The organism is Clostridium sp. BSD9I1 (assembly GCF_900185645.1).
In the GTDB taxonomy this organism is placed as follows: domain Bacteria; phylum Bacillota; class Clostridia; order Clostridiales; family Clostridiaceae; genus Clostridium_AK.
The window spans coordinates 735770-762326 of the sequence record NZ_FYAM01000023.1; the positions used below are offsets into that span (position 1 = coordinate 735770).

A 26557-nucleotide genomic window follows, 5' to 3' on the forward strand; every position below is an offset into this window, starting at 1 on the left:
GAAAAATCATGGAAAGTAATTTAGATAAACCTACGGAGCTTGGTACAGAAACTGTATCTTTAACTATAAATGGTTATAAAATAACTGTGCCAAAAGGTACGACTATTTTATATGCTGCTCGTCAAGCTCAAATAAATATCCCTACACTATGTTATCTTGATCTTCATGATATCAAGATGGTAAACAGAACTGCTTCCTGTAGAGTTTGCCTTGTAGAAGTAGAAGGACGTAGAAATCTTGCACCTGCCTGCTCAACTGAGGCCACAGAAGGAATGGTTGTAAAAACCGATACTCTTCGCGCAATAAAAGCTAGGCGAACCATGGTAGAGCTTCTACTGTCAGATCACCCTACTGACTGTTTAGTATGTGAAAAGAACACAACCTGCCAGCTTCAACAATTGGCAGCTGATTTGGGCATAAGAAAAATAAGGTATAAAGGAGAAATGTCCAATTATCCAAAAGACTCTTCAAGCGGTGCTCTTTATAGAAATCTTGATAAATGTATAATGTGTAGAAGATGCGAAACCATGTGTAATGAGGTTCAAACTTGCAACATTTACTCTGCCGTTGACAGAGGTTTTGAAACCGTGGTTTCACCGGCTTTTGGAAGACCAATGCTTGATACAATGTGCACCTTCTGCGGCCAATGCGTTCAAGTTTGTCCAACGGCTGCACTAACTGAAGTCAGCAATGTATCCAAAGTGTGGGAAGTACTTGCCGACCCTGATAGATATGTTATAGTTCAAACTGCACCAGCTATTAGAGTGGCTTTAGGTGAAAAATTTGATATGGAGCCAGGTACTATAGTAACAGGAAAAATGGTGGCTGCCCTTAGAAGATTGGGCTTTAGAAAAGTATTTGATACAAATTTTGCAGCAGATGTTACTATTGTTGAAGAGGCACATGAGTTTATGGATAGACTTCAAAATGGAGGAAGACTTCCTATTTTAACAAGCTGCTGTCCTAGTTGGGTAAAATTCATAGAGCATCAGTTCCCTGATCTCTTAGATATTCCTTCAACCTGTAAATCTCCACATATAATGTTTGGAACCATTGCCAAAACTTATTTGGCAGAAAAGATGGGTATTGATCCTGAAAAAATTGTGGTTGTTTCAGTAATGCCATGTATTGCAAAGAAATATGAAATAGTAAGACCAGAGCTTGAGCACAATGGTCAGAAAAATGTTGATCTTGTTATTACTACTAGAGAACTGGCAGATATGATTATTGAAGCAGGACTTAAATTCCAAGAACTACCTGATGAAGATTTCGATCATCCTTTAGGAGAATCTACTGGTGCATCAGTTATATTCGGGGTAACAGGCGGAGTTATTGAGGCTGCACTTAGAACAACCTATGAATGGATGACAAAAAAGCCCCTTGATGAGATTGAGTTTCATGATGTAAGAGGTTTAGACGGCTTAAAGCAAGCTACGGTTAATATAAATGGTAAAGATATCAGAATTGGTGTGGCTCATGGTCTTGGAAACGCAAGAGCTCTTCTTGAATCAATCCAATCAGGTAAAGAGGAATACCATGCCATCGAAATAATGGCTTGCCCTGGTGGGTGTATAGATGGAGGCGGTCAGCCATATCATTTTGGTGATATAGAAATTGTTAAGAAGAGAATGGAGGCAATATATAGAGAAGACAGAAGCAAACATATTAGAAAATCTCATGAAAACCCTGTGGTTCAGCAAATGTATAAAGAGTATATGGGTGAAATTGGTGGAGAAAAAGCCCATGATTTACTGCATACTCATTTCTATAAGAGAGAAAAGATTTAATAAAAAAGCCTTTAGGTTTACTCCTAAAGGCTTATCCAACGCTTTCCTAATAAGTTCTAAGGTTCATTCTTATTTCCCTCAAACTTTTCATTTTTTATCTCCTTAAAGATGTTATTTCCTTTATTAGTTTGAGGCTTGCCCCCTGCATTAATCATCCCCTTTAGCTCAGATATTTCCCTCATTAATTTTATAAAATCATCCTGTGTTAGAGGCTTTTTATTATCTTTAAGCTCATACCCAAGCTGACCGCTTACTTCAATTGTCGCATATTTTACATCTTCCATAGAAGATATCCCTGCTTGCCTTAATCTCGTTTCAAGCCTGTCAATCGACATCCTAATTTTTTTTAAATTTTTAATGTTTGGATTGCCATTTTCAATAACAATTACCGCTTTGCCGGCAAATATAGTCTCCAAAAGATCCACCTTAACTTCTAAGTATTCAGTGATTATCATTAATATTGTTAATACACCTGCTACAAGAAAGGTAATAAATAGTCCCTTCCCAGCTACAGGCTGAATGAGTAAAGATCCTAATCCTATCATCACTATAGTCTGAGATATTGTCATTTGAGAAATTGATTTTCTTCCACCTACTCTTAAAATAAATGTTCCTACAAAAAATATTAGTGCCGATTGCCATACCCAGTTTAAATCCATAATCTTGCCTCCTTAAACATTTTTTGCAATTTCATACTAGGAAAAAGGGCACGATTAAATGCCCTTCCTGATATGATAGTTATTTAAACTTTTATTTTACATCACTTAGATAATTTAAAAACCGCTTAAGTACCACAAAATGTTCTGTAAGGACTATCTGATTCCACAGGTAATGTGCAGTACTCAGCCTGTTTATCAGTGTATTCGTAAGGACTTGAAAGTACATCTAGAAGCCTCTCCATCACACTGTAATCTCCATGGTTTACCGCGGCTTCCAGTGCCTCTTCTACCCTATGGTTACGAGGAATAACTGCAGGATTGCTCATTTGCATTAATTTTTTAACAGAAGCTTTTGATTCCTGCTGTCTGCTAAGTCTTGCCTGCCACAGCTGATTCCACTGAATGAATTCTGTAGTCCCAAACAGTACTGTTTCCTCTAACTTATCAAGTGTCAATGCACGGAAGGTATTAGTAAAGTCCGCATCATACTTATGCATAATGTTAAGAAGGTCTTTAATAAGAGATTCATCCTCAGGCTCTTCATCAAAAATCCCAAGTTTTCCTCTCATCCCTGCTATCCAATTATTGTGATACAATTCTTCAAAACTGCCAATTGCTTCTTCAGCAAGTATAATGGCATCCTCCTCGTTGTTATGCATCAGCGGCAACAAAGTTTCAGCAAATCTAGCTAAATTCCATGCTGCAATATCTGGTTGATTACCATAGGCATATCGACCCTGCATATCAATGGAACTAAATACCGTTGCTGGATCATAAGTATCCATAAAGGCACAAGGTCCATAATCAATAGTTTCTCCACTGATAGTCATGTTATCTGTGTTCATAACACCATGAATAAAACCAACTAGCTCCCATTTGGCAATGAGTACAGCCTGCCGCCTTATGACTTCCTTAAGCAGAGAAAGATAACGATTTTCATCATTCTCTATTTCCGGAAAATGCCTTTGCAATACATAGTCTGCCAAAGCTTGAAGGTTCTCCGTAGCTGTAAAGTTTGCAGCATATTGAAAGGTGCCCACACGTATATGACTAGCAGCTACACGGGTAAGAATTGCACCAGGCTGTTCAGTTTCACGCATTACTGGTTGACCAGTTGTCACCACCGCCAAGCTTCGGGTAGTAGGAATATTAAGTCCATGCATTGCTTCGCTGATTATGTATTCACGCAGCATAGGTCCAAGTGATGCTCTCCCATCACCTCCGCGGGAATATGGAGTTTTACCCGAACCCTTGAGCTGAATATCAAATCGCCTGCCTTTAGGCGTTATTTGTTCCCCTAAGAGAACAGCTCGGCCGTCTCCCAGCATAGTAAAATATCCAAATTGATGTCCTGCATAAGCCTGTGCAATAGGCAAAGCACCCTCGGGAATTTTGTTTCCAGCAAACACCTCTACACCATCATTACTTTCCAATTCCTCAGCATTCAACCCCAAAGATTCTGTTAATGTATGATTGAAAATTATAAGTTCTGGAGAGCGTACAGGAGTTGGCCTTTGCCTTGTGAAAAATGTTTCTGGCAGACGAGCATAACTGTTGTCAAAGTTCCATCCTGTTTCAGTTATTATTTTTTTATCACTCATGATATCTCCTTTTTCCTTTCTATATTTTTGTATCCTAATTTTTTTACTTAAAACAAAATCATAGCTATTCTATGATATTTTTAGTATCTGCTTCTGCCATCTTATTATACTGTTACCATGAACTTTCCTAGCAATATAAAAAGCTGCTTGAAAATAATCAAAAATCATTTTCAAGCAGCTTTTTATACCTAATTGTTAAGAACATCTAACAATTCTCCAGTAATATTATATTTTTCTCTAAACTCATCTTCCAAAATACTCATTGTAATCATGTCATAGTATTTACTATTAAAGTAGCAGCCATGTCTTTTGATTCCTTCTCTTATAAAACCTATTTTTTCATACACATGAATTGCTCTTTGATTAAATGGAAATACTTCTAGTTCAATTCTATGTAAGTTAAGCATTCCAAATCCATAATTCAATGCTAATATCAATGCTTCACTTCCGTAACCTTTACTAAAATCTTCTTTTCTATTTATCAAAATTCTTATATTAGAATTTCTATCATTTCTATAGATGTTATTAATAACAACTTCCCCTACTATTTTGTTAGATTCTTTTGATATTATTAAAAAATCAACTCTACTGTTATCTTGAGCTATATTTTCTAAATATCTTTCAATATCTGACTTATTAAATATTTGTTGAGTTCCTGTAAAAATCATTGCTTCCACACTACTATTGTCCATGCTTTCCCAATATTCTTCAAGGTACTCTTTGTCCAGTTTTTTTAGATATATCAAATCTCCCTTTAGCTCTAAAAGGTTTCTTGTATTCATTTATATTCCATCCTCCCTTAACTTTACTAATATTAATCTTCTTATCCCTAGATATGCCACGTCTCAACATATCATCATTATATAGTAATTAAAAGGAGGCTTTCAATCTCATTTATCATTCTGTTTTAATTTCGAGCACAATTTCCTTTGCTCAGTAATAATTCTTCTTATGCTCTTATCTGAAAGATAGTATTCCTCAGCTAAATCCAAAACCGTAGTACCATTTTTATATTTATCATAAATTTCAGCGTTTCGCATATTTAATTTATCTCTTGTACCATTCTTTTCTCCCCAGGTCTTTTGTTCTCCATCTTTTCTAGGAATATATAAATATTCACCGTTCACATATTCTTGAATAATTTTTATTATTTCATCTGGTAATATATTTTGTGCATTACTATATTTCATATCTTTACTCCTCCAAAAATTATTTTTGGTTGAAGCAAAGACCATAAAAATCTACTTATAATCAATATACTTGCAACAGATGCGATTCAATAAAAGAAATCAAACTCATAAACCACTTTATTAAACTATATAATGCTGAAAAACTGTACACTAAATAAGCCCAATTTATATAAATTATAAAAAAGAGCGTAAAGGTGCCTTTATATTTTCAACATCAGCTACTTTAATAAAATAGTCTCCAAGCAAAGCATAGCCGATTTAGTTCTTATGGCCTTTGCAAGGAGTAATTTGACCTCCAAATTCACATCTATAATTCATTATAAGATTCCTTTCATGTAAAATTTATAACTTGCAAATGATATTATATACTATTTTTGTTAAAGCTTCAATATGTTTAGATTTATTCCTTCACCCAATAGCTATTGCAATCATTTGTTCTTTCAATAAATCCATATTCTATTAAAGCTCTTCTGATGGTTACATAATCTTCATATATTCTTTTTAAAACCCTATTAATTTCTTTTTCTGAATAAGTCTTTCCTTTAGTAAAGTTCTTAGTGATTTCCTGTAATATAATAATCTTCTTCTTTTCCTTAGAAGGATAAATTTTTAATGCACCTGTATCATCCATGTGTATTTTTATAGTATCCTCTTTTTCCTTATCAGTAATGTTATATCTATCATCTATGCTGATTGCTGTTTTATGAGGATCACATATAACTTCTTTTTCTAGCTTATTAATTTTGTTCTTTGTACTATTTGTGAGTAAGTTCATCATAGCTAAAAATAACTTTGCTTGCTTTTCCTTTTCTCGTAATTTATAACGATGATTTCTAATGGTTGATTGTGCAACCCCAAGATTTGCTGCAACTTCTTTATCGGATAGCCCCTGTGCAATTAATGTTAATATCTCTCTTTGAACACCTGACACTCCTGTAAAAGCTGAGTTCATTCCTAATAAGTACTCAAGCATAGAACCATGTCTTTCCTCTATGTGAATTTCTGCTGCCTTTTTTGCATCATAAAGTTTTGACTCTATTTCATATATACGTCCCTTTTCAAATACCTCCTCACAAATTATACATCCATACTCTTTCTCGTTTTCTACAAACCCATTTTCCACTTCATCTATTGTGGCATTCCAAAATAATTCATTTGATTTCGTATCCATTAGAGCTAACCCCTTTCAATGTTCATTAATTATCATTATATCAATAATATACTTTTATAAGATATTTGTCTATATATAAATAAACTTTTTTAATATTTGTCTATAACATTATTATTCTTCAATTCTTTAAAAATTACTTCCAGTAAGCTTATTGTTTACAAATAACGCATAATTTTTGTATCAAACGGAAATTATAATTCATTAAAATTTTTAAAGATCTGTATAATAAAAAAAGCCCCTCCTGCAGTACTTTATCATGCAGAAGAGCTTTTTTATATTATTTTGATTTAATTATTTTCCCATCATTGAATTCCTCATTATATTCCTCTTGACCGTTTGCGTAATTCTTTTTTTCTAGCATATTTATTCCCCTTCTCTCACAAATTTAATACTTCTAACTACTAAATCATAATAATAAAACAATTCATAGTATCAATTAAAACCCCCGTAAAAGTGATTGTTCTATATCAAGTTCTTGAAATAACTTTGATATAACTGCCTCATAATCGCATAATCTATCTGTCTTTCTTATTTTCTTAACATATTTATCACTGTCTGCAAACAGGTGTATCATATAAAACCAAAATTCTTTCATTTTAAATAACACATTTCTATCTCCAGAAAGAATTCCCTGATAACCTTCATAAACTGCATCGTGAAATGCCTTGATTATCTGCTTATCCACATCATGATTATTCTTAATTTCTCCAATTAATGCTGGATTTGCAATAAGTCCTCGGCCTAGCATTACTGCATCTAAACTTGGATACATTTCTACCAATTCCCTATAGTCCGATAAATTAAAAATATCACCATTATAGCAAACAGGGTTTTTACTTAATTCTAATGCATCTTTAAATACCGACATATTTGGCTTGTTCTTGTAAAAGTCCGTTTGTATTCTTGGGTGAATAATAAGTTCCTCTAAAGGGTACTTGTTAAAGATTTTAATCAGCTCATAAAATTCATCTGGGGAATCCTTTCCAATTCTTGTCTTTATGGAAATCTTAGTTGATGCTTTTGAAAATATATCCTCCAAAAATTCATCCAGCTGTTCTCTTTGTGCAAGAAATCCTGAACCCTTATGTTTTGCAACAACTGTACCAGAGGGACAGCCCAGGTTTAAATTAATCTCATCATAACCAAACTTAGTCAAATCATTCACCGTGCGAGTGAAATACTCAGCATTATTTGTAAGTATTTGAGGCACCACAGTTAGCCCTTGATTGTGTTCGGGTAATATATCATTTAATTCTCTCGAAGTAAAGCCCTTATTAATAGTTGGTGAAATAAAGGGTGTAAAGTATTTGTCAATTCCACCAAAAAAAGTTTGATATGCATTTCTATATATATATCCAGTAACACCTTCTAAGGGTGCAAAATAGTATTTCATATTATAAAACTCCTCATCATAAGTAATTTCATATCTATTTTATCTAATAAATATATTTTTGTATAGTCATCCCCAATTCCATTCTTAAGCAGAGACTAAAATTAAACCCTAGAGAATATATCCCTAGGGCTCTTTTTACTTAGTAGAAATTAATGTATTACTGCTATCATACAACCGTGCTTGGTCGCCACTATTGTTCCAGATATAAGCTCCGGTCCATTTTAAATCCCCTGTAGCATTTCCGCTAGCTATTCTTATTGTAGCTCCAGCCTTTAAAATATAACCACTTGGGAAATTATAAGTTTGATTTCCTTCTACACTTACAAGCTTCCATCCTGTCATGTCTGTATTTTTAGTGCTATTGTTCTTTATCGTAACTATTTCTTTACCTAAATCTACGCTTATTATTTGTATACTTTTATTAGTTGTTACAGGAGGAACAACTCCACCATCATTAGATCCTGTTCCGCTCCCACCAGTGTAACTTCCTGGTTTAGTATTAAAAGTTATATTATTTCCATCACAGGTGGCCACTATAGTTCCTAATTCATCTGTTCTATAAACAGCTGCACCAATATTTTTAAGTTTATCCAAGGTAGTTTGTGTTGGATGTCCATAAGTATTGCCTTTTCCTGCACTTATAACAGCATACTTTGGTGATACTGCTGATAAAAACGCACTGGTAGTTGATGAATTGCTGCCATGATGACCAACTTTTAATACATCTGCTTTTAAATTATATCCTGCGCTTAACATTTCCTGTTCAGATATATCTTCAGCATCACCTGTAAACAAGAAGGATTTACTTCCATAAGTAAGTTTAAATACTATAGAATAATTATTTAAATCTTCGTAACTGCCGCCATTAGGCGCTAATATTTCTAAGTTTACATCTGAATCTAAATCTACAACTTCCCCAGGAATAGGAGCCTCTATTGTCATACCTTTATTATTTATAGCTGTAACCACATCTTGAAAAGTTTGAGTAGTTGAAGTTACTTTAGGCATATAAACCTTTCCTACTTTAAACATATTAATTACTGTATCCAAACCGCCAATATGATCTTCGTGAGGATGAGTACCTGCAATGATATCCAGCTGAGTAATCCCCATATTTTTTAGATATGAAACTACTTTGCTTCCATCAGCATTGTTTCCTGCATCGATAAGCATATTTTTTCCGTTTGGAGTTTGAATTAATATACTATCAGCCTGTCCTACATCTATAAAGCTAACTTTTAAATCTTCTTTTCCAGTTACAATTTTATTTACTACTGAATCAGAAACTACTCCAGTACCACCTAAGATTATTACATTATTATATGCATAATGCTCAGCTCTTATTGAAGCCATTACTGATGGATCAATAGAAGTTCCTACTAAAATTAGAGGAGAGTTACTTAAAGCTGCTAGTGCACTTCCAGATAAAGCATCTGGATAATTTTGACCTGATGCCACATAAACTTTATCATAACTAAACTCGCTTGCAAAATGATTTAATACTGCTGCATTAGTTCCGTATCTGCTGCTTCCTCCAAGTCTTGTAACACTCTTTAATTGTGAAGCTATTTTATCGCTTACTACTCCACTTCCTCCAACTATGTAACTTTCTTCATAAGACTTATTTGCTAAAAATCCTTTAATTTGATCTGATAAATCAACCTTATCAGTAAGAAGTATCGGCATTCCCTTTTGAGCAGCAACTGGTGCTATAGATAGAGCATCAGCAAAACCAAATCCATTGGTTACAACTACACCGCTGCTTTCTCCTAGATATTTAGCTACTTGCAGTGATGTTTCAAATCTATTTAAGCCAGATATTCTAGTGATTTCAATGTCCATCTTTCCTATTTCAGAAAGTACATTATCTGATACAACCCCAGATCCTCCTACTACAAATACATTCTTTACCTCAAGTCTTTCTATTTGATTTTTGGTATTTGGGTCTAAAGTATTTTTCCCAGTAAGTAAAATTGGTGCATTGTATTTTTTTGCTAAAGGCGCTGCACAAAGTGCATCTGCAAACCCTTCTCCACTAGCTATTACTGCATAATCAGAAGTTGTCCACCCATTACTTACAATTTCAGCTCCTGTTTCATACCTATTGTTTCCTGCCAGCCTGTCCTCTAGTGTTGCTGCACTAACTTGAGATGTTAAAAACACAGCTAAAGACAATGTTAATGCCGAAACAACATTTAGCATTATTTTCCTCATTTTTGTACCCCTTTATTAACATTTTATAACTATTTAATTGTACTTTATTTTCCTTTTTTCGACAAGTACATAAAATTGGTAACAACATAGGAAATATAAACTAAAAATATTTTCTAATATAAGCAAAGGTTGTAATGTAAAATCTGGAAAACATGGTATAATTGGAATTGTCCTGAATAAAAGTTATATCTTGTAGAGGGAAACTTACAATACTAACTGAAGAAACTCTATATGATTTTAAGGAGGCCAAAAATGTATCCAAGTAGAATAGAAAAGAGAAGAAAAGCCAATTTAAAAAGTAAAAGACGCTTTAAAAGATATATATTTTCAAGCTTGATTTGTGTAGTTTTTATTTTATTAATTGGTTTATCCTATGAAAAAATTGGGGAATACAATGATTCTAAAAAATATCCTCAAGTAGGAAAAATGGTTGATGTAAATAATCATAAAATCAACATATTTAGCAAAGGCGAAGGAAATACAACTGTAGTATTTACTGGAGGATTAAATAGTCCAAGCTCTTATGCAGATTTTTATCCCCTTTATAGTGTAATTTCAAAGTATGCTAAAATAGCCGTTTATGATAGACCGGGACATGGCTGGAGTGAATTAACAGATGTCCCAAGAGATATAGATTCTATTGTAAAAGAAATGCATACAGCCCTTTTAGAATCTGGGCAAAAGCCTCCATATATACTGGTTGGCCATTCATTGGCATCATTATCAATAATAAGATTTTCGCAAACATATAAAAATGAAGTTTCGGGTATTGTACTAATTGATAGTGGTAGTCCTGAATATTATTTTAAAAATAGTGCTGCATCTAGCAGCAGTACTGCGTTTAAGTATCAGATGCTAAAATCTTTAGGCATAGCTAGATTAGCACTTTACCATTCAAATTATTCTTCCAAATTTGTGTCAGGACAAAATGATCTTAAATTATTACCTAATGAGTTGAAACAGTTATACTTTTCAATGACCCTTAAAACTATGTATAACAAAAATATTATAGATGAAGGTAAAATGATACGCAATAATGCTAAAACAATTTTAGATAACAAAAAATCAGGTGATATTCCACTTAGAATATTGACTTCTGAGAGTAATACTTTATCAATTCCTGGGTGGGAAGATAGTCAGATAGCTTTCAAAAATTGGTCTACAAATAGTACACAAATGGTTGTTAAGGGTTCAAGGCATTCTATACATCAGTTTGCCCCTGATATTATAAATAATGAAATAATAAAACTGATAAAAAATCAAAAGTAAAATATTTATATTATTACAAAAAAAGTAGAGGCTATTTTTTAGTCCCTACTTTTTTTGTTATACTTTTGAGTTCGATATGAAAAATCTCTATTGTGCAAAGAAAGTGACTTATGTACACCATTTTCCCATGAACTCTAAAATAATAGCACTATAATCAAGAAGCTGTTGTGCTTCTACGCACTCATCTACTGAATGTGCCTGCTCTGGAAGACCTGGTCCATACAATACCGCTGGAATTCCACCATGCGCAAGCCATCCCACATCTGTTACACTAGGATTCATATTTACATTCGGTTTTTCATTTAAACAAACTTCATGTACGCTGGAAAGAAGTTTAACTGCTTCACTATCTTTATCAATTTCAGCAGAAGGAAAAATTTCTCCTCTCTCCTCAATCATTGACTTTCCACCCCATTTAAATTGTATGGGATTTTCTCTAAACCAAGGATCTTTATCTGCTAGCTTCTGCAAATGTTCCTCAACTTCTTTTATAACTGACTCATAGCTTTCATTTGGATAAAAGTGTACAGTAATCCAAAGTTTACACTCATCTGCCACAAATGCTGCATTTCTTCCACCTTCTATTACTGCAGGATTTATTGTATTTACGCCTCTTTCAAAGCCTGGATAAGTTTTTGTTTCATACCAAATTTCTTCAAGCTCACGAAGTGACTGAATAACATTTTGCATTTTTTCAATAGCACTTGCTCCAAAAATTCCACCCTCTGGATGAATTAAATTTCTTCTAACTGCATCATGAAAAACATCTTTACTCTTCACTGTTACCCAAGCTGTGATCACTCCACCCTGACCCTGAATTTCAAGATTGCTTGTGTCCATACATATTCCAAAGCCAGCCTTGTATCCACGATCCAAAATAGCACGAGTACCAGCCTCTCCTGCCTCCTCACCAATTACTGACTGAATCTGCAAGTCTCCATCAAGCTTAACCCCATACTTTTTTAAAAGCCAAACGGAATACAGAGCACATGCCATTGCTCCTTTCATATCAGCAGTTCCACGTCCATACAAGAAACCATTTTCTTTAGTAAGTTCAAATGGTGGATAAGTCCAATGAGTGGTATCACCTACAACTGCAACATCCACATGACCATTTAAAATAAGACTTTTGGCCTCTTTCCCCTTGGTTCCTGGAATAACTCCAACTAATAAACTGTCACCAGGATACATCTCCCATTGATCAATTTCGGCTCCCAATTCACTCAAAAAATTATATATGTAAGACTGTACACCATCTGAATTTCTTCCAGGAGGACTAACTGTCTCAAAAGAAATTAAATCCGATAATATCTTCCATAGCATTTCTTGATTTTCATCAACACATTTCATCCAATTCATTTTTCATTCTCCTTCAAGTATCAATTGTCTATAGTTTCATTATACCTTACTACCAAATGGCCTGTCAGCTAAGAGGTACAATCAATTACTGTTTTCTTTGTTTATAATAAAAAAGAGCCCAAAGGCTCTATTTTTTTGGTAATCCTCTTACAGGCTTATTCATATTTTTGTCTGCTTCCCATGTAAATACGTTTGGGGATTTTGAATTATTTTTTTCATTATCATTTCTTTTTTTATTTTCTGATTTAGATTGCATTATACTCACCTTCCTTAGTAATTTTATCCCCTAAGGTCTGCGAAATTATTCATTATTTATTATGCCAACGATTGGGCAATAAATCATTAATAGTCACTATTGTGCCCTTATCTAACATTACCTCACATTTATAATTATCATCATTAATTTGACAAATAAACTCTCTACATCTACCACAAGGTGCAATAATTGTTCCATCTTTGTAAACTACTACCAATTTAAGCATTCTACTTTCCCCATCAGTAATCATTGAGGCAATAGCCGCATGCTCTGCACAAAACCCCATGGAACAAGGTGTATCTATACATACTCCAGTGTAAACTTTGCCGCTTTCACTTAAAATTGCTGCTGCAACATGACCTGCACGTGAGCTCTTTGAAATTTTTTTAGGATTTAATGTATTTTTGGCAATATCATATAGTTCATCAAATGTCATGATTATTCTCCTTTCAAATGTATGATATAAATAATATTCGCCATCAGACAATTATGACACATTATAAGAATATGACATAGTATTGCTATTCTAACGGATCTTTTATAGATAACCTTCTTTGATATTTCTATATAATACATAGATTTAAAAATAATAGAGGATAAATAGCCTATATACTATTTATCCTCTATTGTTTTGCCATATAAAAATGTTTGTAGTACACTTTCTACGCCCATTTGCTTCCTTTCAACTTTAAATATTTCTGTGTCCAAGGGCAAACTAGTATGCACTTCCCACAAACTCTTTCTTCTACTCCAAGTTTATCGCTTCTTCTTCGTCCTTCATCCCTGCACTTAAAAGCAGCAAAATAACTATCCCTATCCATATTTACCTTCCAATTGGTTCCTAATACAGCACTGCTTGGACATAGATTCTTGCACGTATTGCAGGTTCCACATTGCCCTTCATCTATTGGTAATCCTACATCTAGCTCTGCATCAGTTAGTACACTGGATAACCTTACAGCTGATCCAAACTCTTTTGTAACCAGTAATGCGCACTTTCCAATCCATCCAATTCCTGCTCTAGTTGCTACTGTTTTATGGGGTAAAGTAGTTCTTAAAATTGTTTCATCTGTAGTTATGCTTTTTTTAACCTTAGGCAATGCTCTAAATCCATGGTATTTTATAATTTCAGCTGCATATTCGTCAAGTTCATCTAAAAGTTTATTTACCCTTACATATTCATCATAATAATCCTTTGTCGGTCCGTTCTCTATTTCAGCAATTATAAATGGGTTCAGTGCTACTGCAATTGAAATTCCGTATCTATACCCCTCCCTTTGGTTTTCTGGGATATCTTTTAAATCTGCAAATCCAACTATTGAAGCACCTTCTTCAATAAGCCGTTCCCTGATTTCTATACTTAAAGAATTCAATTTTCCCCCCCATTTCATCTATAATTAATTACTACTTTACTATGAATATGACATAGTTATTTAAATCTGCTAAAAACTATGCTTCTATTCTTTCTAATTTATAAATAACTGGATGAAGTCCATCATTACATGAATGTATTGCTGTTCCATCTTGTTTTACATAAGGGCTGTTGCCACCTGAAGCTAAAAGAGCAACCTTACTTTTGAGTCCTTCCCAAGCACCTGCACAAAATTTATCTGGCATCTCACAATTCTTCGATATATACTCATCACCTTCTTGTCCCTTTGCACAAATCACAGGAATATTATCCTTTGCATAATCTTTATGAATATCTTCAACCTTTAATTTCTTTAATATTGTAATTTTAACATCATAACATTTTTCAGTTTCCATATTTATACCCCCATTTTAAATATTACTTCATTATAATTTCTTATAAATATGACTTCATAAAAATTATAGCATATTTTTTACGCATTTCCCAATTACATGAAAATGCAGTTTTTTTAAATATTCATGATTCTAGTGAATAAGACTCTATTTTAAAAGTTTCTTAACTAACTTTAACTGTTTCTCTGTAAATGACGGATATGTAATGGAACTATTTATGCTGGCATGTTTCTTTAATATTCCCCTTCTATGTGAAAATGTAATAAAACTATCCTTACCATGATAAGCACCTATTCCTGCATTACCAACGCCTCCAAATGGAAGGTATGGATTTGCAGTATGCATAATTGTATCATTAACACAGGCATTTCCAGAACTTATCTCGCTTAGCACTTTACTTTCAACGCTTTTATTTCTTGTAAATAAATAAAGCGCTAATGGTTTAGATAAATTTCTAATCTTTGTTATTGCACTATCTAAATTTTTATATGTCATAATTGGAAGAACAGGTCCAAATATTTCTTCTTGCATAGTAGCTGCATTTTCAGAAGATATTTCTATTAATGTTGGTTCAATATACCTCTCTTCTTCATTCCAATGCCCACCAAATACAATGCCACCCTTATCCTTCTCAATCATAGCTTTAATACGATTAAAATGTTTTGCATTTACAATCCTTCCAAAGGAATCATTTTTCTCTATATTTTCTCCATAGTACTCTGTGAGTGCGCTCTTCATTTCCCTAATAAGTTCATCTTTTACCCTCTCATGTACCACTACATAATCAGGAGCTACACAGGTTTGCCCTGCATTAGCTGTCTTCCCCCATATAATTCTTCTTGCTGCTTCTTTTATATTAGCACTCTCTTCCACAATAACTGGGCTTTTCCCACCAAGCTCAAGAGTAACTGGAACTAGATTCTTAGCTGCTGCCTGCATTACTATTTTTCCTACAGCAGGGCTGCCAGTAAAGAAAATATAATCAAATTTACCATTAATTAATGATGTATTTGTATCTATTCCACCTTCCACGCACCCTATATATTCCTTATCAAAGGTATCTTCTATCATTTCTTTAACAACCTTTGATACGCTTGGTGTCATTTCTGATGGCTTTAAAAGGGCTGTATTCCCAGCCGCCATTGACCCTATTAATGGTTCCATAAGTAATTGAAATGGATAATTATAGGGTCCTATTATAAGTATCGATCCATAGGGTTCACTTATAACATAACTCTTTGCAGGCATTAGATAAATTGGTGTTGGCCTTTTTTCAGGTCTTGCCCATTTCTTTAGATTTTTTATCACGTGTGCAATACTATTATATACATACCCAACTTCCGTCATATAGGCTTCATTTTTATGTTTACCAAGATCCTTATTAAGTGCTTTTAATATCTCTTCTTCATACTTCTTTATACTTTCTTTTAGTATCTTTAATTGCCTAATTCGAAAATCAATATCCTTGGTAACTTGTGTATCAAAATATTTCTTCTGTTCTTCTAAAATAAGTTCTACATCTTGTGGACTTAGCTCCTCGATATTCATAATACTTTTCCTTTCACTTAAAAAAATCAACCATCTTATTAATTATTATAGACTATTACTATTCATTAGATACTCTGAAAAAGCAATGGAAATCATCATTTGCTTTTTCCATAAATGAAATAATACAACAATTATAATTGAAATCAGCTCTGGAATTCCAGTTGATTTTTATACCTGTTGAAATTTTATAGATGGCTGCCAATACTGTAAACATTTATTTATTTTTAAAGTCAAAAAAAGATATTTTTTATATGTATGGAAGTCACCTTTTATCAAACTTCTACATAATATATGATATATGAATTTATGAATTTATGGAGTGTGAGTTTATGAAAGGTAAAGTAAGAGATGTCTTCCCAGGAGGAAACACATCAAAAGGTTTTTATTCATTTTATAGGTACATTTTAAGTCAGGAGGAAGCAAGAAGAATAATATGCATTAAAGGTGGCCCAGGAACAGGAAAATCTTCATTAATGAAAAGTGTAGCAGCTTATTTTAATGATAAGGGATACGATGTTGAATTACATCATTGTTCTTCAGATAATAATTCTCTTGATGGTGTTGTAATAAAAGATATTAATGTTGCATTACTTGATGGAACAGCACCACATGTGGTAGACCCTGTAAATCCAGGAGCAGTAGACGAAATACTCAATATGGGGCAATGCTGGAATGAAGAAGGATTTAAGAGCCATAGACGAACTATTATTGACATAAACAAAGAAGTAGGAAAAACTTTCAGACGAGCTTACAGATATTTGGGTGCTGCGAAAATGGTTCATGATGATTGGAGCAATTTTAATAATGAAGCACTAAATATATCAAAACTTAATGCTTTAAAGGAAGACTTAAAGGAAAAAATACTTGGTAAGTCCCCTATTATCCGTCAAGGATTTGATAGGCACTTATTTGCAACTGCCTTTACACCAAATGGTATTATAACCTTTGTAGATACTCTCTATAAAGATTATAAGACTGTTTATGTTTTAAATGGCGGGCCAGGAACAGGAAAAAGCGAGATAATGAATTATATTTCTAAAGGAGCATTAAAACGCGGTTTCTATGTTGAAGTATTCCATGATCCATTTATTCCTGAAAGAATAGAACACATACTTATTCCAGATTTAAGTGTTGCTATTATTTCATCAAACGAAATAAATCAAAGAACCTTTGAAGGAATTCAAATCTCCACTGAAGATTGCCTAAACTCTAATGTTATCAATAAGTACAAGGATGAGATAGAAGTATGTAAAGATTATTTCTATAAGCTTATAAATAAAGCTCTTACGATAATTGCCAGTGCTAAATCACTTCATGACGAGATGGAGAAAAGCTATATTCCAAATATGGACTTTTCAAAGCTTGATTTAGTTAAAGAGGACATCATAAAGAAACTTGAAATGTATGAAAAGGACTATTTAGAAAATAAGTAAAACAAAATGAGGGTTGATTTAATCAACCCTTATTAATCTATCATTTTTTCCACTTATAAAATTCCTCATAATATATGGCTACGTCACCATATATTTTAAATACGTCACAAAAACACCTCAAAAGTTCAATTTGAATAATGCAGTGTTTTTATATCTAAAAAAGATGTAACCCATATTTAAGTAATAAATAAATTCCCAATATAACAAAGACAATGATTGTGCCAATAGCTCTTCCGATAAAAAATCTTTTCACACTTCTATCCCCTTTCAAATCAAATTTAAATACCACTATCCCTACAAAAACAATACCCAAAACAACAATTATTGCTGGCATAAAGTTTGAATGTGAATTTTTGTTTAATGCCATTCCAATAAAAGCTCCAATCAATAATAATGCCGACGTTGCAAGAAATAAATTTTTCTTGATTGAAGATACCACTCTTTTGTCATCAAATTCTGTTGGAATTGGCAAAGTGTGACCTTCAAACTCAAGTTTACAGCTTTCACAACTTTTTAAATGATTCGAAACTAAATTAATGCTGTCCTTGCTAGCAACGCCATCTTTTACAAGCGGTATTAAATCCAATATAACATCACATGATATATTCATATTAATTCCTCCTTTTTCAATATGGATTTAAGCCATTTCTTTGTTCTAAAATCTATTACTCTTGCCGAGTTTTCAGAAATACCTATCTTCTCTGATATTTCGCAGTAGCTTATCCCATCAACACGCATATTTACTATTTTTTGAATTTGAACATCTTTCATTTTTAACAGTTCACACACTCTATCGGCTATTTGCTTTGTACTAAGGATATCAAAGGTGCTATCTGTAATATATAGCTCTAAAAGGTCGCTATATTCTACTGTAGGCCTATCCTTTCGCAAATTTTGCAACCATAGATGACGAGCAATACTAAATAGCCATGTTTTAATTGATGAATTGCCCTTAAAACTACCAATAGAATAAATAGCCTTTACAAATGTTTCAGAAAGCAAATCCTCTGAAAGAGTAGGATTATGAGTTATACTCAACAAATAATTATATATATCTTGCTTATATTCTAAGTACAGTTTTTCTATATGATTCACTTGAATCCCCCTTTCATATAATTAGTCACATTAAGACACAAAATATTACACTACTTTATATAAAATTTTCTATTACTTATTGGTGATTATATCATGCACCTGAAATTAATATATTAAACCTAATACAACAAGTAAAAAAATTATTATTAAAACACCGCATTATTCAATTTTCAAAGAACATTGTTCGTATTTTCATTTTTAGTAGTTATGTCGTGCTATTATCAATTTACGTATTAATCTTTAATCGGTCTATAAACTGTTCCTGTGTAATGCATTAAATAAACATATAACTTTAATATCTGTATTATTCTTAATTGATTTATTTTACATAAATCTCGCTGAATTATAATAAATTATACTAAGTGGAAAAGTGTCTATTTGTTAAGGGAATAGTACTTGCTTCTATGTTTAAAGACTTTATAAATAGCTAAACTATCAAGTGTAGTAATTATGTAAAAACAAGAGGTGATAATATGTTCAAGAAGATTTTTACCAATAATATGATCTATAAAAATCTTTACAATGGTAATTGGATTGAAAGCTCATCAAATAAGTTAATTGAAATAAAATCTCCTGTAGACGGCTCCTTAGTTGGAAAAATTCAAGCTATGAGCAAAGAAGAAATTGATCGTGCTATAGCAAACTCTAAAGAAGCAGGAATACAGTGGGCTGAAACTCCTATTAACAAAAGAGCTGAGATTCTTCATAAGGCAGCAGACATATTAGAAAAAAAGAAAGAAGAAATAGCTGAAATATTAGTACATGAAATAGCAAAGGATAGAAAATCATCTATTTCGGAAGTACAAAGAACTGCTGATTTTTTTAGATTTACCGCAGATGCAGGAAAAAATTTAGAAGGGGAATCAATTATGGGTGATAAATTCCCAGGTGGAACAGAAAATAAAATTTCAATTGTAATAAGAGTCCCCCTTGGAACTGTTCTTGCAATTTCCCCTTTTAATTATCCAGTTAATTTGTCAGGATCAAAAATTGCACCAGCATTAATTGGTGGAAACACAGTTATATTAAAACCACCAACACAAGGTTCTATTAGCGCCTTATACTTAGCACAGGCATTAAATGAGGCAGGTCTTCCACCAGGAGTAATGAACACAATAACAGGAAGAGGCTCAGACATAGGTGATTATATACTTACACATCCTGGAATTAATTTTATTAACTTTACTGGTAGTACGGAGGTAGGAAAACATATTGCCAGCATTTCTACTATGGTTCCGCTGCTTATGGAACTTGGAGGAAAGGATGCCGCTATAGTCCTTGAAGATGCTGACTTAGAGCAAACTGCATCCCATATAGTCTCTGGTGCCTATTCTTATTCCGGCCAGAGATGTACCGCTGTTAAAAGAATACTTGCCACTGATGAAGTAGCTGATAAATTAGTTCCTTTATTAAGAACTAAGATTGAAGATTTAAAGGTGGGAAATCCAGAGGATAACTGCACTATTGTACCTTTAATAGATACCAGATCTGCAGATTTTGTTCAGGAATTAATTGATGATGCAATTAATAAAGGAGCAACCTTAGTTACAGGTAATAAAAGAAAGGGAAATCTAATCTATCCAACACTATTTGATAATGTAACTATAGACATGAGGCTTGCATGGGAAGAGCCATTTGGCCCAGTTGTGCCAATAATAAGGGTGAAAGATATGGATGAAGCCATAGAAATAGCAAATAAATCGGAATATGGCCTGCAGTCTTCTGTATTTACAAAGGATATTAACAATGCCTTCTATATAGCAAAAAAACTAGAGGTTGGTTCTGTTCAAATTAACGGCAAAACTGAAAGAGGACCAGACCACTTCCCCTTTATAGGAGTTAAATCTTCTGGTATGGGTACCCAAGGTATAAAATATAGCATTGAAGCTATGACTAGACTTAAAGGTATAGTTATAAATTTAGATAAGTAAATATTTAAGGTAAGGCTGGTGATAAAACATGTTTACCATCAGCCTTATTATTTTAATCAGTTTTTAAATAATGCTGAGAGTTTTATAAGTAAGAATGTGTTACAAAATATAAATAGTTGATTTTTTCGGAACACTTTAAAAGTTCTACTTAAGTTCTCCTATTATCTCTTCAGCACTATTATTTTTTATAAATTTAACTTGAATATCTTTAGTATTATTGACGGCATACCAGAATCTTTTGTCGCCTTCAACTTCTATTATTTTTGCTTGTTCTTCACCTACCAATACTTTAGAAATAGATTTGTCATTAATTGCTCCCGAATATATATGTGGCATATTACTCATTAAGGTCCAGTTAATAGGCGAATTCCATTTTATTCCTTTTGTTTGCCTCCAATTCCACTTATTATTTTCCTTTTCAAAATATCCTATAAAAATAACATCTTCTTGTGGTCTATTTTCTACAAATACCGCAATAGCATCATTTTCATGAACAACATTCATTTCTGTATGAATGAGTGAATAAGAAAAATTCTTTTCTCCTTCGTGCATCTTCTGTATACTTGTGTTAAAAAAATCCCCGAATGTTTCTTCTTTTGAACACCCAATTAAAAATGCAATACACACTAAAAATATAAAAATAAATTTCTTTTTCATTTTCTCCCCCTGATAATCAATTTTTATAAATTATCTATAACCTTTACATGCTTAAAAAGCAGTAATCTTTTCTTCATAAATAACTTTTCCATCCCTATCTAAACCTTTTAAATATTTTACTTTGCTGCTTTGCATATCTTCATTCCAGTGAAAAATAAACATTTTGCTTTCATCTAAAGCATATCTTAATGTATTTGTCTTACTTTCGTCTTCAAGCAATATTGTAGTTATTTTAGGGTCACTTACATAACCATAAACTTTTGCTATCATTGTATTATCTTTAATTCCTGAGCCAGACAAGCTATAAGATACTTGCTTTGAATGATCTATTGGAGTTCCTGCTACTTGGTTGCCTGGGTACCATTTGATTATTCCTCTTTTAACTGTATTTGCTGAAAACCAATCCTTATATCGGCACAAATATATTTTTTCTCCATCTAAGTCTATAGTTTTAATTATTTTTGAAGGTCCATAATGATATGTCCTTTCTGATTGTTCATGTGCTTTTACAGGTGAAAAATTTCCATAGGAAAAAATTGAATAATTCAAGCATATTACTACAAGTACTATGGCTATAACCCATTCAATAATTGCGCTATGTTTTTCATTTACTGTCATTGTTTTCACCTTCTTTTTCAAGTGAAATTTTCATTTCATTTTTCCTATCATACCAATCAAGTTTAAGTGTTATATACTTTGCGTCTTCATTTATTCTATCAAAACTAATTAATCCATCCTGCCCCCATAGCTTTCCTGAAGACTGTCCTCCATTGTATCGGTACTGATTTCCTTTATCATCAAATATATTAATAGCACCTTCGCTAAGGGACCATCCTTGCTCAAACCTTTCCAATGCGTATCTAATATATGTTTTGTCTTCAGTATTAATAATTCTTTTAATTAATATAGTATCCTTATCTATTTCCATTTTCTTTCCTACTTCAATTACCTGGGCTTTTTTTGTATCAACCAGTGTCTTAAGGCTTTTACTACCATACTTGCTCTCTGGCAAGCTCATAAAAGCACTTATAGTAAGTATACCTAAACAAATTGCAATTATTGTTCTTCTTAATCTTTTAATAACATCCACCACCTTGCTTTTATTTTCCCTTTCCAAATAGAAGTTGTGCTAATTTTAAATTCTAATTTATATAACTTATTATCATGTAATATATTACAATTAATCATTACAAAATTCCATTTATAAGATACCTCGCCTTTTCATAGTCATCCTTACTTACAGAAACAACATATTGTTTTTCATAGTTCATATCGATCCCAAGGCTTCCAAATTTTCCTCTTGTACTACCTGAATGCTTTATGACCTTATAGGTATATTTAATACCTTCCTTTTCTAAAATCCCTCTTACTTTTGATAAATCTTCCATTGAATACCCAATATATACATCTTTCTTATTAAATAAAAACAATACACATATCTCCTTTAATTATCGTTGTTTTATAATACATAGTTATGTCTACACATAAGAAAATTGCGCCTTATTTTTTTATTTTCTGAAAAATATAAGCAACAAAAAATCCCCTATCATCTTGATTTTCAGTATACTCAATTAACTCAAAGAACTTTGTTATATCTTCAAAATCAGTTGGTTGAATTAAATCTTCCTTTCTAATTTTAGAATCAGCTTTATGCTTATGTCCAAAACCACAAACAAATAAAATACCTCCGTCAGTTATATGACTTTCAATATCTTTAAGTTGCTGTTTATTCAATCTATAATGATTAATTAAAATGTTATCGTAAATTCCAATATCATCTAAACAATTTGGCATAGTTAAATCAATTTGAATTGTATTTACTAAATAACTATTTCTTTTAGCAAACATACTCAAGCGTTCAAGCGCTTTGCTGCTAAAGTCTAATCCTGTAACTCTAAAACCTCTTTCAAGTAAAAATAAAGCGTTTCTACCATCACCACACGCTATATCAAGAACAGTTCCTTTTTTAAAGCAATCTATATTGTCAACTATTGATTTTTCTGGACTTAATGGATTGTCACTTCTATTAGCAAATTTTTCATTCCAATATTCTTCATTTCCCATATACTCCATATCATAGCCCCCCGTCTATATCTCTTGCCTTTTTTACTTCTATATTCCAATTATAACATTGTTTTGAAACAATGCCAAAATGCTGAGTCAAGCCATACCTAACTCAGCATCTTTTATTTTTGACTTCTTAAATTAATGAGCGGAACCCTATAAAACTTTTAAAACATAAATATTTTATGTTGCTTAATATATAGTTACGCTTATAAGAATATAATTTATTAGTATAGTTATATATTTAGTAATGCCTTTGAAATTTCATCAAATCTTTCATCAGATATGCCAAGTTTTATCTTAAACTTTTCATCATTCATTCTTTCAACAATTATCTTGTCTGGAGACAACTCCTTAATAACATTTTTTATCTTATTAACAGATTCGTCTGTATCATTATAGCCCTTGATGATTGTTACTTCTAAGATAAATTTTCCTTTATATTGTTTATTAAATAAAATCATATTTGAAATATATTCTTCTAGTTTATATCCTTCAATTGGTCTTTGAATCTTTTGGAAGTCTTCTTCTGAAATTGCTTTTATCTCTCCAATAACTTCATCACACTTATTGGCTATTTGTATATATTCATCCCGACCTAATAAATAGCCGTTAGATAGCAGCCTTACAGGTACTCCCTTACCTTTGATTAGATCAATAATATCACTAACTTGACTATTTACAAGAGCTTCTCCTTTTGAATTAATAAAAACTAATTCTATCTTATTGTTTTCTATCATACTTTCTAATTCTCTTAATGAGTCACCTATTTCATCAAATGATTGTTGTGTATCTACTTTATTATGTGACCTTCCAATAGGGCAGAATATACAGTCAAAATTACAATACTTTTCAGGCAGTATATTTACTTCCAGTACCCTTTTACTATCTTCAATATAAATCTCTTTATAACTAAACCCAGCCATTCCTGTCCCCTCCCAAAATTACTCTATTACTATTTCTTTATTATTAATATCTAAAATTGAAATTTTGCTTGTACCACCTAAATTGTCCTGTACTGCTTTTGCTAAGTCTTTTAATGCGTTTTCAAATTCTGTTACTCTACTTTCATCAATTAATTCAATACATAAAAAAGTATTAGTTGTATTTTCAGTGAGCATTGTTCTTACTGCTTCACGCCAGTTCCAGCACCTGCAAATTGCTCCTTCATTATCTTTATATATTATTTCACCTTCATATGGTGGTTCACTTTTATCTGTTCCTAATGTAACAAAATTTTCATTTCCCTCAGCCGTAGTCAATCTTATACACCCTGCAAATGTATCAATATCCTCACCACCACATGGTAATGCGTATCTTAGTGAAATAGAATTGTAAATATCAACTAGTGGATTAATAGTTCCTATGTGATTTCCATTATGAACTCTTTTTAGCAATGCCTCTATGGATGATCTTGCACCTTTCTTTGTTTTAAATTTTTGGAATGCTTCTCTCCATACTTTTACTACAGCATTTTTACTAAATTCTTCACTTTGTAAATGCTTTAATGCTTCCTTTTCTGCCTCTGAGATCATTTCTGCATATTGATCTTTATCTTTTATACAATTGTCTATACCACGACAAGTGACAATCCCGATCTTTGCATTAGGAAATAGACTCCAAAAGGAATCTTCAATGACAAACTTTTTCATCAAAATACCTCCAGTATTAAAAATTTAAAAATAAAAAAAGCCTATGGAAATATTATTAAATATCTCCCAGGCTTTTATCCTTCCGTGTACACAGTAAACTGTGCGTTTTCTCTCGGACCTGCCAATGATAAATTGCGGAACCCTAGAAAACTAAACTATATATTATTATAATCTGCAAATATAAATGAATTTTAGCATAATATGAAACTTGAATCAATAAAATATTAATTTTTATTAAAATTTTATATGGTGAAATAAAAACATTGAATGTTCAGGTAGTCATTTTATAATAACATCTCACTAATATCCTTAAATAAGTTCCCTTCAGTATCACAGATCTTTACATGAGTTTTATTATTTTCATAGGTGAAGTATAAAATAAGTTTCCTGTTATTATTTTCTTCGTACCTTTCGCTAATTTTAACTGGACCAAATAAATTTTTATCCTCTACAATAACTTTTGGACTTCCGTTATAATTAGCAATTTTTATTTGTCCTTCATGTTTCTCATTATAAGATGTATAGATTAAAGAATAGTCTTCATTAAAGGTAATTAAATTAATAGAAGGAACTGCTCCAAATCTATCTAAGTTAAAAGGAATTGTATCTAATTTTAAAGAACTGCCTTTATTTTCAACATTTCTTCTAATCATAAATATATTTAGTTTATTATTTTCAGAACTATTGCTTAAATTCATTCCAGAATAACCATCACTAAAATGCACTATATCTTTAGTAGTAACAATATTTTTTATAATAGGTTTATTTAACCTACTAACTGGAGTGCCATCATAGTTCATGGAATATAGATGAATTCCATCTTTTTTTAAGGAAGTATACGTTAAATATCCGTCTAATCTATTAGCGGAAACTATATAATAAGGCTTCTTATAATGCTTCATAAAATCTGGTGGTGTACTTTGATTATTAAAGAATGAAAAGCTTCCTCCATATAATTGCTTAACATATATAAAACTATCATCAGGTTTTGTAAAAAAAAGACTACCTTTAAAGTCCATGCTATTTGCATTTTCAAAGTCTTCTATAGTAAGCAAATCATAAGAATAATCTAATTTTTTATTTTCATTTAAGTTAATTTTAGTTCTAATAATACCTTTGTCAAACGTGGTAATTATATCATCACTTGAAAATGAATCATCATGAAATATTGCATTATTTAAAGTTTTATGAGAATAAGATTGATGCAATAATTTTGATTCTCCAGTATCAATATTTAAACAATATAAATAAGACATAGGTGTGCCATTTTCTTCTCTACTGGATAATATTAAAAGAATGTTTCCTGGACGATCTTCCAGCCACGTTATTTCTTTTATTTCTCCAAACTTTTTTGAATTTATATTAATGCTGGGTTGTTTGTATTTAGGTGCTTCTATATTAAAATTCTCATAAGCGTACGATAGAATAGTTAATATAAGCATTATTAATGTAAAAGTGAGCATTCTAAGCTTTTTCATTAAACTCCCTCCATAATGTGGTATAATTTAATTATA

Annotated in this window: 27 protein-coding genes and 1 riboswitch; of the genes, 4 read left to right on the forward strand and 23 right to left on the reverse strand. The window is 32.1% G+C overall.

Features of this window, described 5'->3' with window-relative positions; genetic code table 11:
- Positions 1–8: 8 nt before the first annotated feature.
- Positions 9–1787, forward strand: coding sequence for an NADH-dependent [FeFe] hydrogenase, group A6 (locus BSD9I1_RS11115; RefSeq protein ID WP_186430357.1), 1779 nt, complete (start codon positions 9–11; stop codon positions 1785–1787).
- 56 nt (positions 1788–1843) lie between these two features.
- Here BSD9I1_RS11115 and BSD9I1_RS11120 read toward each other — a convergent pair whose 3' ends face one another.
- The 7 genes from BSD9I1_RS11120 to BSD9I1_RS11150 all read right to left on the reverse strand — a co-directional run bounded on the left by BSD9I1_RS11120 (position 1844) and on the right by BSD9I1_RS11150 (position 10015).
- The gene (locus BSD9I1_RS11120) at positions 1844–2446 is read right to left on the reverse strand and encodes a DUF421 domain-containing protein (RefSeq protein WP_186430358.1); all 603 of its coding nucleotides are present in this window, start codon (positions 2444–2446) and stop codon (positions 1844–1846) included.
- Between the two features lie 125 nt (positions 2447–2571).
- Positions 2572–4047, reverse strand: a complete 1476-nt coding sequence (locus BSD9I1_RS11125; protein ID WP_186430359.1) for a YdiU family protein — start codon at positions 4045–4047, stop codon at positions 2572–2574.
- Between the two features lie 188 nt (positions 4048–4235).
- The gene (locus BSD9I1_RS11130) at positions 4236–4829 is read right to left on the reverse strand and encodes a GNAT family N-acetyltransferase (protein ID WP_242966460.1); all 594 of its coding nucleotides are present in this window, start codon (positions 4827–4829) and stop codon (positions 4236–4238) included.
- A gap of 108 nt (positions 4830–4937) precedes the next feature.
- Complete coding sequence (locus BSD9I1_RS11135) at positions 4938–5237, reverse strand: CD3324 family protein (RefSeq protein ID WP_035305249.1); 300 nt, start codon at positions 5235–5237, stop codon at positions 4938–4940.
- Between the two features lie 400 nt (positions 5238–5637).
- Entirely contained in the window at positions 5638–6408 is a 771-nt protein-coding gene (locus BSD9I1_RS11140; protein ID WP_186430360.1) for a DUF2087 domain-containing protein, read from the reverse strand.
- 436 nt (positions 6409–6844) lie between these two features.
- A complete protein-coding gene (locus tag BSD9I1_RS11145) occupies positions 6845–7801 on the reverse strand; it encodes a tRNA-dihydrouridine synthase (protein WP_186430361.1) in 957 nt (318 codons plus the stop codon).
- 135 nt (positions 7802–7936) lie between these two features.
- Positions 7937–10015 carry a cell wall-binding repeat-containing protein gene (locus tag BSD9I1_RS11150; protein WP_186430362.1) on the reverse strand — a complete coding sequence of 693 codons (2079 nt, stop codon included), beginning with the start codon at positions 10013–10015 and terminating at the stop codon, positions 7937–7939.
- A gap of 252 nt (positions 10016–10267) precedes the next feature.
- Here BSD9I1_RS11150 and BSD9I1_RS11155 point away from each other — a divergent pair, with 252 nt between their 5' ends.
- A complete protein-coding gene (locus BSD9I1_RS11155) occupies positions 10268–11284 on the forward strand; it encodes an alpha/beta fold hydrolase (protein WP_186430363.1) in 1017 nt (338 codons plus the stop codon).
- A 108-nt stretch (positions 11285–11392) separates the two neighbouring features.
- On the opposite strand, the gene BSD9I1_RS11160 is transcribed toward BSD9I1_RS11155, so the two are convergent.
- The 6 genes from BSD9I1_RS11160 to BSD9I1_RS11180 all read right to left on the reverse strand — a co-directional run bounded on the left by BSD9I1_RS11160 (position 11393) and on the right by BSD9I1_RS11180 (position 16211).
- Positions 11393–12643 carry an acetylornithine deacetylase gene (locus BSD9I1_RS11160; protein WP_186430364.1) on the reverse strand — a complete coding sequence of 417 codons (1251 nt, stop codon included), beginning with the start codon at positions 12641–12643 and terminating at the stop codon, positions 11393–11395.
- 127 nt (positions 12644–12770) lie between these two features.
- Entirely contained in the window at positions 12771–12899 is a 129-nt protein-coding gene (locus BSD9I1_RS19020) for a hypothetical protein (protein ID WP_278281183.1), read from the reverse strand.
- A 52-nt stretch (positions 12900–12951) separates the two neighbouring features.
- A complete protein-coding gene (locus BSD9I1_RS11165) occupies positions 12952–13335 on the reverse strand; it encodes a cytidine deaminase (RefSeq protein ID WP_186430365.1) in 384 nt (127 codons plus the stop codon).
- Positions 13336–13561: 226 nt separating this feature from the next.
- Positions 13562–14272, reverse strand: a complete 711-nt coding sequence (locus BSD9I1_RS11170) for a 4Fe-4S double cluster binding domain-containing protein (protein ID WP_242966461.1) — start codon at positions 14270–14272, stop codon at positions 13562–13564.
- A gap of 76 nt (positions 14273–14348) precedes the next feature.
- Positions 14349–14666: a TIGR04076 family protein gene (locus BSD9I1_RS11175; RefSeq protein WP_035305233.1), complete on the reverse strand. Its 318-nt coding sequence runs from the start codon at positions 14664–14666 to the stop codon at positions 14349–14351.
- 144 nt (positions 14667–14810) lie between these two features.
- On the reverse strand, positions 14811–16211 hold the full coding sequence (locus BSD9I1_RS11180; protein ID WP_186430367.1) for an aldehyde dehydrogenase: 1401 nt from the start codon (positions 16209–16211) through the stop codon (positions 14811–14813).
- 329 nt (positions 16212–16540) lie between these two features.
- Here BSD9I1_RS11180 and BSD9I1_RS11185 point away from each other — a divergent pair, with 329 nt between their 5' ends.
- Positions 16541–17644, forward strand: a complete 1104-nt coding sequence (locus BSD9I1_RS11185; RefSeq protein WP_186430368.1) for a PRK06851 family protein — start codon at positions 16541–16543, stop codon at positions 17642–17644.
- A gap of 154 nt (positions 17645–17798) precedes the next feature.
- Here the strand turns inward: BSD9I1_RS11185 and BSD9I1_RS11190 are convergent, their stop codons facing one another.
- Both BSD9I1_RS11190 and BSD9I1_RS11195 read right to left on the reverse strand, forming a co-directional pair.
- Positions 17799–18254 (reverse strand): zf-HC2 domain-containing protein, encoded by a 456-nt coding sequence (locus tag BSD9I1_RS11190; RefSeq protein WP_186430369.1) that lies wholly within the window; start codon positions 18252–18254, stop codon positions 17799–17801.
- A complete protein-coding gene (locus tag BSD9I1_RS11195) occupies positions 18251–18739 on the reverse strand; it encodes an RNA polymerase sigma factor (RefSeq protein ID WP_186430370.1) in 489 nt (162 codons plus the stop codon). Before BSD9I1_RS11195 ends, BSD9I1_RS11190 begins: the two co-directional genes overlap by 4 nt.
- Before the next feature lie 473 nt (positions 18740–19212).
- Here BSD9I1_RS11195 and BSD9I1_RS11200 point away from each other — a divergent pair, with 473 nt between their 5' ends.
- The gene (locus BSD9I1_RS11200; protein WP_186430371.1) at positions 19213–20670 is read left to right on the forward strand and encodes an NADP-dependent glyceraldehyde-3-phosphate dehydrogenase; all 1458 of its coding nucleotides are present in this window, start codon (positions 19213–19215) and stop codon (positions 20668–20670) included.
- Between the two features lie 144 nt (positions 20671–20814).
- Here BSD9I1_RS11200 and BSD9I1_RS11205 read toward each other — a convergent pair whose 3' ends face one another.
- From BSD9I1_RS11205 to BSD9I1_RS11240, 8 genes are all read right to left on the reverse strand, one after another.
- On the reverse strand, positions 20815–21327 hold the full coding sequence (locus BSD9I1_RS11205; protein WP_186430372.1) for a hypothetical protein: 513 nt from the start codon (positions 21325–21327) through the stop codon (positions 20815–20817).
- Between the two features lie 51 nt (positions 21328–21378).
- A complete protein-coding gene (locus BSD9I1_RS11210) occupies positions 21379–21945 on the reverse strand; it encodes a hypothetical protein (RefSeq protein ID WP_186430373.1) in 567 nt (188 codons plus the stop codon).
- Entirely contained in the window at positions 21932–22444 is a 513-nt protein-coding gene (locus tag BSD9I1_RS11215; protein WP_242966462.1) for a DUF5643 domain-containing protein, read from the reverse strand. Before BSD9I1_RS11215 ends, BSD9I1_RS11210 begins: the two co-directional genes overlap by 14 nt.
- A 70-nt stretch (positions 22445–22514) precedes the next feature.
- Positions 22515–22757: a hypothetical protein gene (locus tag BSD9I1_RS11220; RefSeq protein ID WP_186430374.1), complete on the reverse strand. Its 243-nt coding sequence runs from the start codon at positions 22755–22757 to the stop codon at positions 22515–22517.
- A 70-nt stretch (positions 22758–22827) separates the two neighbouring features.
- Positions 22828–23400 carry a bifunctional 2-polyprenyl-6-hydroxyphenol methylase/3-demethylubiquinol 3-O-methyltransferase UbiG gene (locus BSD9I1_RS11225; RefSeq protein ID WP_186430375.1) on the reverse strand — a complete coding sequence of 191 codons (573 nt, stop codon included), beginning with the start codon at positions 23398–23400 and terminating at the stop codon, positions 22828–22830.
- Positions 23401–23627: 227 nt separating this feature from the next.
- A complete protein-coding gene (locus BSD9I1_RS11230) occupies positions 23628–24317 on the reverse strand; it encodes a radical SAM protein (RefSeq protein ID WP_186430376.1) in 690 nt (229 codons plus the stop codon).
- A gap of 18 nt (positions 24318–24335) precedes the next feature.
- Positions 24336–25043: a B3/4 domain-containing protein gene (locus tag BSD9I1_RS11235; protein ID WP_186430377.1), complete on the reverse strand. Its 708-nt coding sequence runs from the start codon at positions 25041–25043 to the stop codon at positions 24336–24338.
- Positions 25044–25104: 61 nt separating this feature from the next.
- Positions 25105–25200, reverse strand: a riboswitch (guanidine-I (ykkC/yxkD leader).
- 127 nt (positions 25201–25327) lie between these two features.
- Positions 25328–26521, reverse strand: a complete 1194-nt coding sequence (locus BSD9I1_RS11240; protein WP_186430378.1) for a hypothetical protein — start codon at positions 26519–26521, stop codon at positions 25328–25330.
- Positions 26522–26557: the final 36 nt, after the last annotated feature.

Excerpts from the sequence above, each read along its gene's own strand:
- BSD9I1_RS11165 (WP_186430365.1), bottom strand. The coding sequence starts at position 13,335 with ATGACATTTGATGAACTATATGATATTGCCAAAAATACATTAAATCCT.
- BSD9I1_RS11135 (WP_035305249.1), bottom strand. The coding sequence starts at position 5,237 with ATGAAATATAGTAATGCACAAAATATATTACCAGATGAAATAATAAAA.
- BSD9I1_RS11230 (WP_186430376.1), bottom strand. The coding sequence starts at position 24,317 with ATGGCTGGGTTTAGTTATAAAGAGATTTATATTGAAGATAGTAAAAGG.
- BSD9I1_RS11115 (WP_186430357.1), top strand. The coding sequence starts at position 9 with ATGGAAAGTAATTTAGATAAACCTACGGAGCTTGGTACAGAAACTGTA.
- BSD9I1_RS11240 (WP_186430378.1), bottom strand. The coding sequence starts at position 26,521 with ATGAAAAAGCTTAGAATGCTCACTTTTACATTAATAATGCTTATATTA.
- BSD9I1_RS11190 (WP_186430369.1), bottom strand. The coding sequence starts at position 18,254 with ATGAATATATCATGTGATGTTATATTGGATTTAATACCGCTTGTAAAA.
- BSD9I1_RS11180 (WP_186430367.1), bottom strand. The coding sequence starts at position 16,211 with ATGAATATCGAGGAGCTAAGTCCACAAGATGTAGAACTTATTTTAGAA.
- BSD9I1_RS11150 (WP_186430362.1), bottom strand. The coding sequence starts at position 10,015 with ATGAGGAAAATAATGCTAAATGTTGTTTCGGCATTAACATTGTCTTTA.
- BSD9I1_RS11210 (WP_186430373.1), bottom strand. The coding sequence starts at position 21,945 with ATGACAGTAAATGAAAAACATAGCGCAATTATTGAATGGGTTATAGCC.
- BSD9I1_RS11155 (WP_186430363.1), top strand. The coding sequence starts at position 10,268 with ATGTATCCAAGTAGAATAGAAAAGAGAAGAAAAGCCAATTTAAAAAGT.
- BSD9I1_RS11225 (WP_186430375.1), bottom strand. The coding sequence starts at position 23,400 with ATGGAGTATATGGGAAATGAAGAATATTGGAATGAAAAATTTGCTAAT.
- BSD9I1_RS11125 (WP_186430359.1), bottom strand. The coding sequence starts at position 4,047 with ATGAGTGATAAAAAAATAATAACTGAAACAGGATGGAACTTTGACAAC.
- BSD9I1_RS11235 (WP_186430377.1), bottom strand. The coding sequence starts at position 25,043 with ATGAAAAAGTTTGTCATTGAAGATTCCTTTTGGAGTCTATTTCCTAAT.
- BSD9I1_RS19020 (WP_278281183.1), bottom strand. The coding sequence starts at position 12,899 with ATGCAATCTAAATCAGAAAATAAAAAAAGAAATGATAATGAAAAAAAT.
- BSD9I1_RS11175 (WP_035305233.1), bottom strand. The coding sequence starts at position 14,666 with ATGGAAACTGAAAAATGTTATGATGTTAAAATTACAATATTAAAGAAA.
- BSD9I1_RS11120 (WP_186430358.1), bottom strand. The coding sequence starts at position 2,446 with ATGGATTTAAACTGGGTATGGCAATCGGCACTAATATTTTTTGTAGGA.
- BSD9I1_RS11160 (WP_186430364.1), bottom strand. The coding sequence starts at position 12,643 with ATGAATTGGATGAAATGTGTTGATGAAAATCAAGAAATGCTATGGAAG.
- BSD9I1_RS11200 (WP_186430371.1), top strand. The coding sequence starts at position 19,213 with ATGTTCAAGAAGATTTTTACCAATAATATGATCTATAAAAATCTTTAC.
- BSD9I1_RS11130 (WP_242966460.1), bottom strand. The coding sequence starts at position 4,829 with ATGAATACAAGAAACCTTTTAGAGCTAAAGGGAGATTTGATATATCTA.
- BSD9I1_RS11145 (WP_186430361.1), bottom strand. The coding sequence starts at position 7,801 with ATGAAATACTATTTTGCACCCTTAGAAGGTGTTACTGGATATATATAT.
- BSD9I1_RS11205 (WP_186430372.1), bottom strand. The coding sequence starts at position 21,327 with ATGAAAAAGAAATTTATTTTTATATTTTTAGTGTGTATTGCATTTTTA.
- BSD9I1_RS11185 (WP_186430368.1), top strand. The coding sequence starts at position 16,541 with ATGAAAGGTAAAGTAAGAGATGTCTTCCCAGGAGGAAACACATCAAAA.
- BSD9I1_RS11140 (WP_186430360.1), bottom strand. The coding sequence starts at position 6,408 with ATGGATACGAAATCAAATGAATTATTTTGGAATGCCACAATAGATGAA.